Genomic DNA, 14,659 nt, shown 5'->3' with positions numbered 1-14,659 from the left:
CTCAGGCGAGGGGGTCGGCGCCGTCCCAGGCTCCCTCGCTGGCATAGGGGGCGAACCGGGCGAAAAGATCTTCTCGGTACCAGCGCTCGGCGTGCGCGCGGCGGACGACGTCCCGATGCTCGGGCCCCGCGTAGGCGAAGCCGCGGACCGCCTCGGCATCGCGCCACAGCGAGAACGTCGCCTGCCGCAGGAGCGGCCACTCCCCCATCCCGACCGAGGCCAGCCGCCCTTCCTGCGCCGGCAGTGCGCGCTGGACGCGGCCGGCCGACCGGTAGAAGGCGGGCAGCCGGGACGGGCGGATCGAGGCCCGGGTGAGGACCGCGACCGGCCCGCCGGATCCGGCGCCGCCGCGGCCGGGCCCGAACGGGTCGGTGCCGCCCCAGGTGCCGCGCGAGGCGAGCGGGACGAGCCTGACCTGCCAGCGCTCCACCGCCTCGGCCGCCCAGCGGCGGGGGATCGGCGAGCGGTCCAGGAAGGCGTCGAGATCGGCTTCGGCACGCCAGACCGCGAGCAGCGCCCACCGGCGCGGGTCAGCCCCGAGCGTCACCGCGGCCCCCTTGCCGGTGCCCAGCAGCTTCCAGAACATCAGCCCGGGGGTGCGGGCGAGCACCGGGCGGTCCAGGCCCATGTGCTTGACGGCCCGGAGATCGGCGTAGCGCAGGAGGTGGAAGGACGCGATGGTGTGGCTGGCCGCTGCCGTCATCGGCGGTTATCTCCTCGGCTCGGTGCCGGTGGCGGTGCTCGTCGCGCGGGCGCACGGGTTCGACCCGCGCCGCGTCGGCGACCGAAATCCCGGCTTCTGGAACATGAAGCGGCAGCTCGGTCCCCGGTCCTCGGCGCCGGTGTTCGCGGGCGATCTGCTGAAGGGCGCGGCCGCGGGTCTGCTGGGCGCGGCCGCGGGCGTGCTCGGCGACCTGCCCACGGATCTGTGGCCCGGCTCGGGCAAGGCCCCGGTGTACCTGGCCGTCGGCGCCGCGATGGCCGGGCACGCCTGGCCGGTCTTCGCCGGGTTCCGGGGCGGGCGGTCGATTTTGACGTTCGCGGGCGGCTTCGCGGTCCTCTGCCCGCCGGCGTTCCTGCTGGGCCTGGTGCTGCTGGCGGCGGTGGGCGCCCTGTGGTCGTTCACGGCGGGCGCCCGCGTCGCGGTCTTCGCGCTCCCGGTGCTGCAACTGCTGTTCGCGCCCGTGGCCGAGGTCGCGGCGACGGGCCTGCTCATGTGCCTCATCGGGCTCCGGTTCGGCCAGGCCGCCCTCGCCGCCCGGCGCGCGCGGCGGCCCGGTGCCGCCCCGGCGCGGGGTAGGCGCGGCCGCGCCAGGTCCGGACGGGCCGGACGGCGGTCCAGGTGAGGCGGGCGGCGGCGAGCGGGTCGAGGAGGGGCGAGAGCCACACGCCGGGGCCCGGCCGCGCGAACGAGCCGCGCAGGGCCGCGGTGAGCAGGAGGCGGGTGGCCAGAAGGGCCAGGTCGAGGGGCTCGGCCCGGCGGCCGAACAGCCTCACGACGGGTAGGCCGCACGTCAGCCAGACGACGGCGAGGTCCCCCGCGAGGGCCACGGGCGAGGTGACATCGCGCAGCGGCAGGGAGCGGGGCCACTCCCGCCAGATCTCTCGGGGCGAGGCGTACATCTCCACGTCGAGCAGGCCCCCGGCGTCGAGGAACCCGACCCGCCAGCCGCCGCGGGCCAACGCGCGGGCGAGCGCGACGTCGTCGGTGAGGTTCCCGCGGATCGCGGTGTAGCCGTCCGCGGCGCGCATCTCCTCGCGGCGGAAGGCGGTGCACTGGCCGTTGGCGAGCATCCGGTGCGCGGGCGGCGGCACGGCGGCCCCGACCGGGCCGAACCGGTACACCAGGGTGGTGAGGAAGGCCGCCTGGAGCGCCTGGGCCACCGGACCGGCGCAGACGAAGCGCGGCGCTGCGCTCACCAGGTCGTGGCGCTCCAGGGCGGCGCACAGCGCGGACACCAGCCCGGGGCGCGGCCGGGTGTCGGCGTCGAGCGCGACCACGACGGGGCCGCGCGCCGCCTCGACGCCCTGGCGCAGCGCCCACTGCTTGCCCACCCAGCCCGGCGGCGGTGGGGCGCCGGGCACGACGCGGGCGCCGAGTGAGGCGGCGAGCGCGGCGGTGCCGTCGGTCGAGCCGTCGTCGACCACGACCGCCTCGGCGACATGCGGATCGGCGAGCACCGCGCGCAGGCAGGGGCCGAGCCTGGCCTCCTCGTCGCGCGCCGGGATCACCACCGACACCTTCGCCGGGGGCGCGTGCGCGGGGGCGAGCGGCGGCAGCCTGTCGCGTCCCCGGGCGAGCCGGGTCCAGGCCGTCAGGGCGGCTCCGGCCTGGGCCGCGGTCAGCAGCACCGCGGCGGCGCGGGCGGCCTTCACCGCGCCGTCCCGAAGTCCTCGGCGACGAGCGCGGCGGCGATGCGCCCGCCCATCGCCACGAGCGGCAGACCGCCGCCGGGGTGGGCGGAGCCGCCGACGAGGTACAGGCCGCGCCGGGGCCCGCGGTTGCCGGGGCGGCGCAGCGGGGCGAGCACCCCGTTGCAGGCCGTGCCGTAGATGGCGCCGTTCCATGCCGAGTAGCGGTCGCGCAGATCCGCGGGGGTGAACAGGTCGGCGAACCGCAGCCGTCCGGCCAGGTCGAGGCCGCGCTCGGCGAGCCGCTCCAGCACGAGATCGCGGTAGGCCTCCGGCGGCCGATCCCACTGCCCGGGGTCGCGGGCGGGCACGTTGACCAGGACCGTCCAGTTCTCGCAGCCTTCGGGGGCCTGGCCCGGGTCGTCGACGGCCGAGCACCCGACGTAGAGGGTCGGGTCGGCGGGCGGGCGCCCGCGCCGGAAGATGTCGGTGAACTCGGCACGGTAGTCGGCCGAGAAGAGGACGGTGTGGTGGGCGAGGCCCTCGGTCCTGCCCTCGACCCCGGCGAGCAGCAGGAACGCCGAGGACGACGGGCCCAGCGCGGCGATCCGGCGGAGCCTGCGGCGGTCGGGCAGCAGCCGGGCGTACAGCGCGGCGGCGTCGATGTTCGCGACGACCGCGTCGGCGCGGACCGCCTCGCCGTCGTCCAGGCGGACGCCGCGCACGCGGGACGTGTCGGCGATGACCTCCGCCACCCCGGAGCCGAGGTGGATCTCGACGCCCGCCTCCTTGAGCAGTTCGGCGAGGTCGTCGGCGAGGGAGGGCAGCCCGCCGGGCACATACCAGCCGCCGAAGTCGTGCTCGATCGCCGGGACGCAGCCGAGCGCCGCGGGAGCCCGGTAGGGGTCGGAGCCCGCGTAGGTGGCGTACCTGCCGACGTACTGGCGCAGGCGCGGGTCTTCGAAGGCGCGATATGCCAGGCCGGCGAGGGTGCGTCCGGGCGCGATCGCGCGCAGGTCGGCGGGCCGGAAGCCGTCCGCGGCCTTGCCGAAGAGCGGGCCCGCGAAGAACGTCCGGGCCGAGGCCTCCCAGCAGCCGCGCGCCCAGGAGTGGAAGGCGGTCCAGCGCGCTCCCTCGCCGGGCGCGAGGCGGTCGACGGCGGCGGCCATCAGGCGCGGGTCGCGCGGCGCGGCGAGGCGCGACCCGTCGGCGAAGCGGTAGTCGGCCAGGAGCGCGGGCTCGACGAACCGGCGGGTGACGCCGAGATCGGCGAACACCTCGGGGAGGGTGAGCAGTGATGGGCCGAGGGAGAAGGCGAATCCGTCCCTGCGGTGCTCCGCGAGCTTGCCGCCCAGGCGCGGCAGCCGCTCGTGCAGGCGGACCGCGTGCCCGTCGCGGGCCAGGAGCAGGGCGGCGACCATGCCGCCGACCCCGCCGCCCACGACCACGGTGTCAACCATCGAGCCTCCCTTTCCCGCGCGCCCTCGCGCGCCAGGCGCACACCGCGAAGACGCCCATCGCGACCCCGCCGAGGATCGCGACGAGCCGGTCGGGCGGCCGGAACACCGCGGTGAACCCGACCGTCTCCATGACGGCCATGGCCGTGTACAGCGCGAGGAGGCCCGTCGCGCCCGCGGCCCGGCGCGCGCCCGTCCGGTCCAGCACGGCCATCACCACCGCCGAGACCAGGAGCCAGCCCGCGAAGTTGCTCAAGGGGACGCCCCGGTACGGGCCGCCGTCGGCCCAGCTCCAGGCGCCCAGCCGGACCATCTGCGGGTCGAGGAACAGGTCCCAGGCGGTGAGGGCCGCCGCGCCCGCCGCGATCCGCTTCCAGCCCTCGCCCGGGGCCACGGCGTAGGCCGCGAGCCCCATGCCCGCCCACGCGGCGACGACCGCGGCAGGGACGCCGAGGATCTTCCCGCCGAGCACGTCGCCGTACGCGTAGTCCCCGAACGGGAGCCCCGTCCTGGTGCCGATCCACTCGGCGGCGAAGCCGACGGCCCCCGCCGCGCCGAACGCGCCGAGCGCCCGCGGCCAGCCCGCCGACGCCGCGGTGAAGGCGAGCGCGCATCCCGCCAGCAGTGCCACCACCGCCGCGACCCCCTCGCCGGACGGCTCGGCGATCCCGGTGGCGACCTGCGCGGCGACCATCGCCGCGAGCAGCACGGCGCCCGCCGCGTTCGCGCGCGACGCGGCCGCCCGCCCCGCGGACATCGCCGCGGCCCCCGGCTCCCCGACCACTTCCCTCCGCCCTTCGCTCGCCCCCGCCCAGCCCATCAACCGCGCGGCGCGCTCCGCGCCCGCCACACCCCGCGAACGGGCAAAGACCTCGTCCGCCTCGCACCGGGCCGCTCAGGGAAAGCCGGTGAGGGTCGTCTTACCGATCGAGGCGCCGGACTCCTGGAGCCGGTGGGCCTCGCGGAGCGAGGCCGCGGTGAGCGGGCCGAGGTCGCGCCGGGCGGTCGTGCGCAGGACGCCCTCGTCCACGAGGTCGGCGACCCGGGTGAGGTAGTGGCCCTGCAGCGCCCGGTCGGGCGTCTGGAACAGGGAGCGGGTGAACATCAGCTCCCAGTGGAACGACGCGCTCTTGCGCTTGAGGACGCCGAGCTCCAGCGTCGTGTCATCATCGATGGCGACGACCGCGCCGAACGGCCGCAGGACCTCGGCGTAGGCGGGCAGGTTCCGGGCGGTCCCGGCCGTGCCGAAGATGTGCGTGACGCCGTCCGGGGCGAGGTCGCGCAGCTGCGGAACCAGCGGCCTGTGGTGGTCGACGACGTGGTGGGCGCCCATCTCCCGCGCGAACTCCGCGGTCTCCTTGCGGGAGGCGGTGCCGATGACGGTGAGGCCCGTCAGCCTCCGCGCGAGCTGCACGACCATCGCGCCCACCCCGCCCGCCGCCGCGGTCACCAGCAGGACTCCCGCGCCGCCCGTCTCCGCGAGGCCGAGCCGCTCGAACAGGCCCTCCCAGGCGGTGAGCGACGTGAGCGGCAGCGCCGCGGCCTCGTGCCACGCCAGAGTCGCCGGTTTCCTGCCGACGAGCCGCTCGTCGACCGCGTGGTACTCGGCGTTCGCGCCCGGCCGGTCCAGCGCGCCCGCGTAGTACACCTCGTCGCCCGGCGCGAACAGCTCGACGGCGTCGCCGACCTCCACGACGGTGCCCGCGGCGTCGTAGCCGAGGATCCGTGGCACGCCTCCGGGGTCGTCGCCCAGGCGGGTCTTGGCGTCGACGGGGTTGACCGCGACCGCCTCGATCCGCACCAGCAGATCGCGGGGGCCCGGCCGCGGAACGGGCTGCTCCACGTCGACGAGGCAGCCCGGGTCGTCAACCGGCAGGCTGCGCGTGTAAGCGACAGCGCGCATCGTGTCCCTCATTCGGCGTCCCCTCCGCGATCTTCCTCTCCGGTCCCCTACCCCCACCGGCGGGCTCTCACCTCGGGCAACGCCTCCCGCCGCAGATCCGGCCGGCGGAGGGAACACCGCGCCGCAGGGACGGGCGGGATACCGGGCCGGACGCCCGCCGCCGGGTCACGGCACGGGCGGCGAGGACCTCGCGCAGGACTGGTCGGAGGCGGGAGGCGAGGCCGCCCGCGGAGCACCGATCAGGGGGGCTCGTCCCCCTCGGCGCCTTCCAACGCGTCGCGGAGGGCGGCGCGGGAGGTGATGCCGAGTTTGGGGAAGATCCGGTAGAGGTGGGCGCTCACCGTGCGGGCGGAGAGGAAGAGGCGCTCGCCGATCTCCTTGTTGCTGAGGCCGGAGGCGGCGAGCCTGGCCACTTCGAGCTGCTGGGAGGTCAGGCCGTGGGCGGCACCCTCGCGGCGGGATACGGCGACGCCGGTCGCCCGGAGTTCCTGCTCGGCGCGGCGCTGCCAGACCGTCGCGCCCATCGCGGCGAAGAGGTCGGCGGCTCTGCGCAGTTCGGGGCGGGCCTCGCCGGGCTGGAGACGCCGCCGGTGCAGCTCGCCCAAGGCGAGGCGGACCCTTGCGTGGTCGAACGGCCAGCGTTCGACGCGCGGAAGCGCGAGCGCCGCCTTGAACAGCCCGACCGCCTCCTCTTCGGGCGCGACCAGCGCGCGGGCCGCCATGACGTGCAGCCGCATCCGGGTGGCCCGTTCGGCGAGCGCCCCGGCGGCTTCGGCGTGCGCCCGCGCCTCGGCCGTCCGGCCCGCCCGCACGGCCGACTCGACGAGGTCGAACACCGCCCACTGGGCGAACGCCGCGTGCGACGGGAACGCGCCGGGCGGGCCGACCTCGGTCCAGTAGGCGTACGCCGCCTCGTAGTCGCCGTGGGCCATCGCGGCGAGCGCGAGGTTGCGGGCCGACAGCGACAGGTGCAGGCCGCTGCCGCGCGGGGCGGCCCACCGGTCGACGGTCCGGCTGTACTCCCGGACGGTCTCGGTGTCGCCGCGCGCGGCGGCGACCCACCCGAGGCTGCACCGCAGGTCGTGCGCGAGGAGTTCCAGGTCGTGCCGGACGCACAGGTCGAGTCCTGCGTTCGCGGCGGTCTCGGCGTCGTCCCAGCGGCCGGCGAGGAAGTCGTCGTGGGCGGCGAGCCAGAAGCCGCTGGCGGCGTGCGTGACGGCGCCCTGCCCGGACTCGCGTTCGGTGAGCGCGCGGATGCGCGGCCGGTACTCGGGCAGCAGGTCGAGCCAGGTCGCGGCGCGGCAGAGCGCCGCGACGCGGCCGGCGGGCGCCTCGTCGGGGAGTCGGGCGAACGCGTCGCGCACCCTGTCGGCGGTGCCTTTGCCGAGGAACACGTCGTGCAGGAGCCGCGCGTGCTCGTCGTCGGAGCCTTCGAGGACGCCGCCGACCTCTTCCCATTCGGCGGGGTCCTGGGTGTAGGAGGCGGCCATGACGCGCACAAGGGGGCCCGCGCCGGGCGCGCCGCGCAGGAGGCGGCGGGCGGCGTCGAGGTCGCCGTCGCGGAGCATGAGGATCTGGGCGCGCAGGGCGAGCGCGCGGGACGGGTCGTCGAGGTGGCGGCGCGCCTCGTCGAGGAGCCGCTGGGCGAGGTCGAGCTGGCCGGACTCCCCGGCGAGCTCGGCGGCGTTGCCGAGGCGGATGGCGCGCGCCGAAGGGTCGGGCGTCAGCTCGGCGGCCCGCTGGAGCGCCTTGACGGCCAGCCCGCTCCCGCCGCGCAGGCTCACCGCGAGGGCCGCCTTCTCGATCTCGGCGGCGACCCCCTCGTCCGGCTCGACGGTCGCGGCGGCCAGGTGCCACATGCGCAGTTCGGGGTCGGTGCGGTGCTGCTCGGCGAGGGTGGCGTGCGCGGCGCGGGTCTCCTCCGGCGAGGCGGTCCGGGTGATCGCCGACCTGACGAGCGGGTGCCGGAAGCGCAGGCCGGAGGGGGTGGAGTCGCGGGTGACGAGCCCGGCCCGCTCGACCTCGACCAGGTCGTGCGCGGTGAGCTCGGCCCGGTGCTCCAGCCGGTCGCCGTCGAGCGCGGCGACCAGCAGCGTCTCGCGAACGTGCGGGTCGAGGGCGAGGAGCCGCCCGGCGAACCCGGTCTCCAGCCTGGTCCGCAGGGGGGTGCCCGCGGGCAGCATCTCCACCCCGACCGACGTCTGGGGCAGCTCGGTGATCGCGAGGGGGTTGCCGGCCGCCTCGTCGAGCACCCGCGCGCGCACGGACGGCGGCAGCCCCGGGTGCAGCAGGTCGAGGAGCCGGCCGGACGCCTCCGCGTCGAGCGGCTGGACCTCGATCATGTTGATGCCGGGGGTGACCCGCTCGGTCGCGGTCAGCGGCCTGCGCGCGAAGATCGCCCGCAGGTCATAGGGGTGCAGCCGCAGCAGGATGAACATCATGGTCTCGCGGGTCGGGACGTCCACCCAGTGCGCGTCCTCGACCGCGATGAGGACCGGCCCGTCCTCGGCGACCTTCGCCATGACGGCCAGCGACGCCACCGACACCGCGAGCCTGTCGGGGGCGGGCCCTTCGGACATGCCGAGGACCCGGCGGAGGGTGTCGCGGTGGAACGGCTCGACCTTGTCGAGGTACTCCATGACGGGCGCGAACAGCTGGTGCAGCCCGGCGAACGCGAGCTTCGCCTCGCTTTCGAAGCCGTTGCCGCCGACGACCCGCACCCCACGCTCCCGCGCGTAGCCGACGCCCGCCTGGAGCAGCACCGACTTGCCGACGCCCGGGTCACCGTGCAGCACGACGTTCGGCAGCTCCCCCGGGGCCCTGTCGATCGCCCGCCGCAACGCCGCGAGCTCGCGCTCACGTCCGATCATCTCCATCGCTGTTCTCCTGATGCAGTCATTCGACCGATTGCCGGAGCCCGGCCGGCGGCCATGCTGGGGCGGTGCCTCGATTCGAAACGGGAAGCCGAGTGGGCCTCGCCTACGAGGACGTGGGCGGAGGCGCCCCCGTCGTCCTCGTGGCGGGGTGGCCGATGTCCCAGCGCTTCTGGGAGCCGCAGGTCGCCGCGTTCGCCGCCGCCGGCCACCGGGTGGTGACGTACGATCCGCGCGGCTTCGGCTGCTCGGACCGGCCGTGGGACGGCCACGGCGTCGCCGACCGCACCGCCGATCTCGCCGCGCTGGTGGCGCATCTGGGGCTCGTCCGGCCCGCCGTCGTCGCCTTCTCGACGGGTTGTGCCGAGGCGGTCGCCTATGCCGCGTCGCCGGGGCGCGTCTCGCGGCTCGTGCTCGCCGCCCCCGTCCTGTTCTCCGACGCGCTCGCCGGCGAGCTGCGCGAGGCCGCGCAACGGCACAGGGTGCCGGTGCTCGACGACGTGCTGCGCCGGATGTTCGCCGTCGCCGGGCAGCCCGCGCTGGACGAGCCGACCCGCCGCTACCTGCTGCGCTCCGCCGAGGACGCCTCGCCGCGCGCGACGCTCGGCGCGCTCGCCGCGTGGAGCGCCGCCGACCCTTCGCCCGACCTGGCCCGGCTCGCCCTGCCCGTCCTCGTGCTGGCGGCGTCCGACGACGCGCTGGTGCTGCCCGAGGACGGCGCGGCCCGCGTCGCGGCGGCGATCGGCGGCGGCGTGCTCACGACGATTCCCGGCGCTCCCCACGGTGCGTCGCACACCCACCAGGACCAGTGGAACCGGATCGTCCTCGACTTCCTCGGCGGATGAGCACATGCCTGCGAAAGTACGGCGCAAGGCGGCCGCCGCGGTATCAGTAGGGTGACGTACGTCGTTCGTCGCCGAGCGCGTCGCGCAGCTGGGCCCGCGAGGTGATGCCGAGTTTGGGGAACAGCCGGTACAGGTGGGTGCTGACGGTCCGGTGCGACAGGTAGAGCTGCTGGCCTATCTCCCGGTTGGTGAGGCCCGCGGCGGCGAGCCGGGCGATGTGCAGCTCCTGGGGCGTCAGGGCGTCGGCGGTCTCGGGCGCCCGGAGGTCGCTGGACTCCCCTGAGGCCCGCAGTTCGTGTCTGGCCTTCTCACCGAGCGCGAGATGGCCGAGCGCGTCGAAGGCGTCGCGGGCGGCGCGCAGCGGGACGCGGGCTTCGAGGATGCGGCGCCTGCGGCGCAGCCAGGTGCCGTAGGAGAGCAGGAGGCGTGCGCGCGCGGTGGGCCAGTGGGAGAGGTCGGCGTCCAGCGCCTCCTGGTAAAGCGCTTCGGCCTCGTCGTCCGGGGCGAGCAGCGCCCGCGCGTGCCGCAGGCCGACGTGCAGGAGCGGCGCGGGGGTGCTGCGGCCCGCCTCCTCCGCCTCGGCCATGACGCGCCGGGCGGTCTCGTGCTCGCCCGAGAGGACCGCGGCCTCGACGAACTCGCTGAGGACCCAGTGCCGCCAGATGGGGTGGTAGGCGACGTCGGACGGGTCGAAGAGCCGCCAGAACCGGGCGAGCGCCTCCTCGTGCTGGCCCGCGCACAGCGCGATGATCCCCCGCGCGTGCTGGAGCATCGCCAGGACCGAGCCGACGGCGACGGTGCCGAGGATCAGCTCGCCCTCCGCGGCCAGGGCGACGCCCCTCTCCTCCTCGCCGCGCAGCCCCGCCATCATCCCTTGGATGGCCAAAGCGGTCGCGTGCCAGCGCGCTTGGCCCGTCTCGGCGGCGAGCCTGCCGCCCTCCTCCGCGGAAAGGAGCGTGCTCTGCCGGTCGCCGCAGAACAGGTGCACGCATGCCTGGGTGATGAGCGCCTGGGTGAGCACGCCGAGCCTGCCCTCCGCGCGCAGGTCGGCGATGGCGGAGTCGATGAAGCCCGCGGCGAGGTCGTAGGCGCCGACGGTCGTGGCGGCGACCGCGATGAGACGGGCGATCGCCCCGTCCATCCGCACGTTCTGGAGCCGGGCGAGCCGGTCGAGTGCGGCCCGGCCGCACTCGATGGGCGCGGCCGTCGCCATCGCCAGGACCAGCACGGGATCGTGGTCCCCGGCCGAGAGTCGTTCGGCGAGCTCGACGATGCGGCGCCGCAGCTCCCAGCCCGGGTCGGCCCACCAGCTGCGGATCGCGGCGGCCCGCACGAGGTTGAGCGCGAGGGCGCGGTCGGTGTCCGCGACCGCCTCGATGATCGCGAGGAGCTGCCGGATGCGGACGGGCCCGACCGTCCTGCCCTCCTCCATCACCTCCTGGAGCCACGCGAGGCGGGCACGCTGCGGCGTGCCGTGCACCGCGGGCTCGACCAGCACGAGCAGCTCCGCGACCTGGTCGACCCGGCCCAGTTCGAAGGCGAGCTCGGCGGCCCGCAGCAGCCGCTCCACGCGCAGCGCCGGGTCGCCGCCCGTCTCGGCCGCGCGGCGCAGCGCCGCCACGGCCACCGCGATGGCGCCGCGCCGCCACGCCCGCTCGGCGACCTCCTCCAGGCCGCGCGCGACGCCCTCGTCCGGCCGGTCCAGGGCCGCGGCCCGATGCCAGGCCCGCCGGTCGGCGCTGGCCTCGTGCACTTCGGCGAGGGCGGCGTGCATGGCCCTGCGCTCGGCGTGGGCGGCCCTGTGGTAGACGGCCGAGCGGACGAGCGGGTGCCGGAAGCGGAGCACCTGCCCGTCCAGGACGACCAGCCCCGCCTCGATCGCCGGGCGCAGCGCGTCGGCGGGCGGCTCCGCGCCCGAGACGAGGGCCGCCGCGGCGGACGCCTCGGCGAGGCCGCGCCCGTCGTTGGCGGCGGCGGCGAGCAGGAGCGCGCGGGCGGGCGCGGGCATCTCGGCGAGCCTGGCGGCGAAGGCGCGTTCCAGCCGCGCGGTCAGCGGCAGGAACTCGCCCGACACGCCGCCGGAGGACAGTGCCACGGGCAGCTCGACGAGGGCCAGCGGATTGCCCGCGGCCTCGGCGAGGACGCGCCAGCGCAGGCCCACGCTGAGGTCGGGGGCGCGTGAGTCGAGCAGCGCCTCCGCCGCGGCGGGGTCGAGGCCGGACAGGTGCAGTTCCGGGAGGGCGCTGCCGTCGAGGCCCGTCGGATGGCCGTCGCGGACGGCCAGGAGCAGCACGATCGGCTCGGACCTGAGGCGGCGGGCGACGAACCCGAGGGTCTCGATGGTGGGCGCGTCCAGCCATTGCACGTCGTCCACGACGATGAGCTGGGGTTCGCCGTCGGCGGCGTCGCCGAGCAGGTTCAGCACGGCGAGCGCGATGAGGAACGGCTCGGGCGCGACAGCGTCGCCGAGGCCGAACGCGCCGAGGAGCGCCTGGCGCTGACGGACCGGGAGGCCGTCCAGGGCGTCCAGGTACGGCTGGAGGAGCTGGTGCAGCCCGGCGAACGGCAGGTGCGTCTCGCTCTGGACGCCCGACGCCTCCGCCACCGTGACGCCGCGTTCGGCGGCGAGGGCGCCGACGGCGGCCAGCAGCGCCGACTTGCCGATCCCCGACGGGCCGCGCACGACGAGCGCGCCGCCCTGCCCGGCGATTCCCGCGACGAGCGCGCTGATTTCAGCGAGCTCGCGGTCGCGACCGAGCAGAACGGGCAACCGACACCTCCCCTAAAACGATCATTTGTCCCGAATTCTTACAGAAGTACGTCAGGAGACGCATGCCCTGTGCGCCCCGATCCTCCTAGCGTGGGCCGCGACGCCGACCGCTCCGGAGCAGCCCATGACGGAACCCGTCCTCGAACCCGCGGCCCGGGCGTTCGCCGACGCCACCGCGAACCCGCCCTACCTGCACGACCTGCCCCCCGAAGAGGCCCGCAAGGCCCTCGTCGACGCCCAGGCGCCGCCGCCCCCCGTCCCCGGCGTCAGCCGCGAGCACCTGCCGGGCGCACGCCTCACCGTGTTCCGTCCCGACGACGCGGCGTGGCCGCTGCCCGTCGTCGTCTACCTGCACGGCGGCTGGGTGACCGGAGACGAGGACACCCACGGCGTCCTCGCCCGCGACCTCGCCGAGGCGTCCGGGGCCGCCGTCGTCTTCGTCCACTACAGCCGCGCGCCCGAAGCCCGTTACCCCGTCGCGCTCGGCGAGGCCCGCGAGACCCTCGCCTGGCTCGACGCGCACGGCGGCGCGTTCGGCCTCGACGCCTCCCGCACCGCCGTCGCGGGCGACTCCACCGGCGGCACCCTCGCCGCCGCCCTCGCCCTCGTCGCGCCCGCCCGCCTCGCCGCCCAGGTCCTGCTCTACCCGGCCACCGACGCGTCCTTCGACACCCCGTCGTACACGCGTTTCGCCGAGGGCTACCACCTGCGCCGCGAAGGCATGCGCCGGCTCTGGGACCAGTACCTTCCCGACGCCACCCAGCGGGACGCCGCCACCGCCTGCCCGCTGCGCGCCCCCGCGGCGGACCTCGCGCGCCTCCCGCCCGCCCTGGTGATCACCGCGGAGGCCGACGTGCTGCGCGACGAGGGCGAGGCCTACGCCGCCCGCCTCCGCGCCGCGCGGGTGCCCGTCGCGGCGGTCCGCTACCAGGGCGTCATCCACGACTTCGCCACGCTCCACTGCATGCGCGGCACCCAGGCCGCGCGGCAGGCCATCGACCAGGCCGGACGCTACCTCGCACGGGCGCTCGGCCCCACCGAAGGGAGATAGCGCATGCTCAGCGGACGCGTCGCCAAGGCGGCGGTCATCGGCAGCGTCGTCGAGTACTACGACTTCGCACTGTTCGGGCTCGCCGCGGCCCTCGTGTTCGACGACGAGTTCTTCCCCTCCGACAGCCCTCTCGCCGGCTCCCTCGGCGCGTTCGCCGCGTTCGCCGTCGGCTTCCTCATGCGGCCCCTCGGCGGCATGTTCTTCGGCCACTTCGGCGACCGCGCGGGCCGCCGCCCCGTCCTCCTCGCCACGGTCCTGCTCATGGGCCTGTCGACCGCGGCCATGGGCCTGCTGCCCACCTACGACCAGGTCGGCATCCTCGCGCCGGTGCTCCTCGTCGTCCTGCGGATGATCCAGGGGTTCGGGGCCGGAGCCGAGTACGTCGGCGCGCTGGTGCTCGTCGCGGAGTCGTCGGAGCAGCGGCGGCGCGGCCTGTGGACGTCGCTGCCCGCGGCCGGGGTCACCCTCGGCATCCTGCTCGGCACCCTCGTCTTCACCGCGGTGTCCGCGCTGCCCGCGTCCGCATCGTGGGCGTGGCGGGTCCCGTTCCTCCTCGGGATCGTCGGGGTCGGGGTCGGGCTGTACCTGCGGGCGCGGGTCCCGGAGTCGGCGCTGTTCGAGAGCGAACGCGCCAGGGGCGTCAGCCGGATGCCGTCGGCCGAGGTCTTCCGGCGCGAGCCGCGCGCCCTGCTCGGCGCCGCGGCCTTCGCCGCCCCGTTCGGCGCCGCCTCGTACGTCATCAACGTGTTCGTGCTCTCCTACGTCACCCGCTCGGCCGGGCTGTCGGCGACCGCGGCGCTGAGCGCCAACCTCGCCGCCGGCGCCCTGTCCATCGTGCTCACCCCGCTGTTCGGGACGCTGTCCGACCGGGTGGGGCGGCGGCCCGTCTTCCTCGGCTGCGCCGCCTTCCTCGCCCTGTTCGCGTTCCCGATGTTCCCGCTGCTCGACACCGGCGATCCCGTGGTCGTCGCCGTCGTCGTCGCGCTCGCCTACGGGGTGGGCATCGGCGGCATGTGGGCCGTCCAGGGCGCGCTGTTCACCGAACTCTTCCCGACCCGGTACCGCTACAGCGGGATCGCCGTCGCCCGCGAGTGGTCGGCGGCCCTCGGCAGCGGGCCCGCCCCGTTCGCCGCGGCCGCCCTCGTCGCCTGGGCGGGCGGCGCCTCCTGGCCGCTCTCGCTGCTCCTCGCCGGATGCATGCTCATCGTCATCGCCGCCGTCGCGCTGATGCCGGAGACCAGGGGCACCGACCTGACCGACGCCGCAGGCGCCGGCGCCGGAGACACCGGCCCTGGAGACACCGCAACCGTAAGCACCGACGCGCCCCGCACGGTTGCAGTCATCTGACCGATTACCTGCCCAGGGGTCCCGTCCTACCTTCATGGCATACCGCAGAGCACCGCGCAGA

The 14,659-nt window shown here is 76.1% G+C and carries 10 protein-coding genes and 1 pseudogene; 4 read left to right on the top strand and 7 right to left on the bottom strand.

Annotation, left to right across the window (positions count from 1 at the left end):
• Window position 1: 1 nt before the first annotated feature.
• Window positions 2-703: a spheroidene monooxygenase gene (locus ACYVOM_RS30295; protein WP_460306958.1), complete on the bottom strand. Its 702-nt coding sequence runs from the start codon at window positions 701-703 to the stop codon at window positions 2-4.
• On the opposite strand from ACYVOM_RS30295, the gene ACYVOM_RS30290 reads away from it, so the two are divergent.
• Complete coding sequence (locus ACYVOM_RS30290; RefSeq protein WP_460306957.1) at window positions 678-1,346, top strand: glycerol-3-phosphate acyltransferase; 669 nt, start codon at window positions 678-680, stop codon at window positions 1,344-1,346. The two genes, ACYVOM_RS30295 and ACYVOM_RS30290, sit on opposite strands and share 26 nt — an antisense overlap.
• Window positions 1,347-1,656: 310 nt before the next feature.
• Here the strand turns inward: ACYVOM_RS30290 and ACYVOM_RS30285 are convergent.
• From ACYVOM_RS30285 to ACYVOM_RS30265, 5 genes and pseudogenes are all read right to left on the bottom strand, one after another.
• Window positions 1,657-2,235, bottom strand: a pseudogene (locus ACYVOM_RS30285) (glycosyltransferase family 2 protein); the annotation flags it as partial.
• 137 nt (window positions 2,236-2,372) lie between these two features.
• Window positions 2,373-3,812, bottom strand: coding sequence for a phytoene desaturase family protein (locus ACYVOM_RS30280; protein WP_460306956.1), 1,440 nt, complete (start codon window positions 3,810-3,812; stop codon window positions 2,373-2,375).
• Window positions 3,805-4,593, bottom strand: coding sequence for a carotenoid biosynthesis protein (locus ACYVOM_RS30275; RefSeq protein ID WP_460306955.1), 789 nt, complete (start codon window positions 4,591-4,593; stop codon window positions 3,805-3,807). Before ACYVOM_RS30275 ends, ACYVOM_RS30280 begins: the two co-directional genes overlap by 8 nt.
• Before the next feature lie 111 nt (window positions 4,594-4,704).
• Window positions 4,705-5,712 carry a zinc-binding alcohol dehydrogenase family protein gene (locus ACYVOM_RS30270; RefSeq protein WP_460306954.1) on the bottom strand — a complete coding sequence of 336 codons (1,008 nt, stop codon included), beginning with the start codon at window positions 5,710-5,712 and terminating at the stop codon, window positions 4,705-4,707.
• A 239-nt stretch (window positions 5,713-5,951) separates the two neighbouring features.
• Complete coding sequence (locus ACYVOM_RS30265) at window positions 5,952-8,588, bottom strand: ATP-binding protein (protein ID WP_460306953.1); 2,637 nt, start codon at window positions 8,586-8,588, stop codon at window positions 5,952-5,954.
• Window positions 8,589-8,653: 65 nt separating this feature from the next.
• Here ACYVOM_RS30265 and ACYVOM_RS30260 point away from each other — a divergent pair, with 65 nt between their 5' ends.
• Window positions 8,654-9,430 (top strand): alpha/beta fold hydrolase, encoded by a 777-nt coding sequence (locus ACYVOM_RS30260; protein WP_460306952.1) that lies wholly within the window; start codon window positions 8,654-8,656, stop codon window positions 9,428-9,430.
• A gap of 43 nt (window positions 9,431-9,473) precedes the next feature.
• Here the strand turns inward: ACYVOM_RS30260 and ACYVOM_RS30255 are convergent, their stop codons facing one another.
• Window positions 9,474-12,200 carry an ATP-binding protein gene (locus ACYVOM_RS30255; RefSeq protein ID WP_460306951.1) on the bottom strand — a complete coding sequence of 909 codons (2,727 nt, stop codon included), beginning with the start codon at window positions 12,198-12,200 and terminating at the stop codon, window positions 9,474-9,476.
• Window positions 12,201-12,324: 124 nt separating this feature from the next.
• Here ACYVOM_RS30255 and ACYVOM_RS30250 point away from each other — a divergent pair, with 124 nt between their 5' ends.
• Window positions 12,325-13,251: an alpha/beta hydrolase gene (locus tag ACYVOM_RS30250; protein WP_460306950.1), complete on the top strand. Its 927-nt coding sequence runs from the start codon at window positions 12,325-12,327 to the stop codon at window positions 13,249-13,251.
• Window positions 13,252-13,254: 3 nt separating this feature from the next.
• A complete protein-coding gene (locus tag ACYVOM_RS30245) occupies window positions 13,255-14,598 on the top strand; it encodes an MFS transporter (RefSeq protein WP_460306949.1) in 1,344 nt (447 codons plus the stop codon).
• Window positions 14,599-14,659: the final 61 nt, after the last annotated feature.

It is taken from the genome of Actinocorallia aurea, assembly GCF_054783995.1.
Note: the sequence above shows the minus strand (reverse complement) of the source record. Positions and strands in the feature narration are given on the sequence as shown.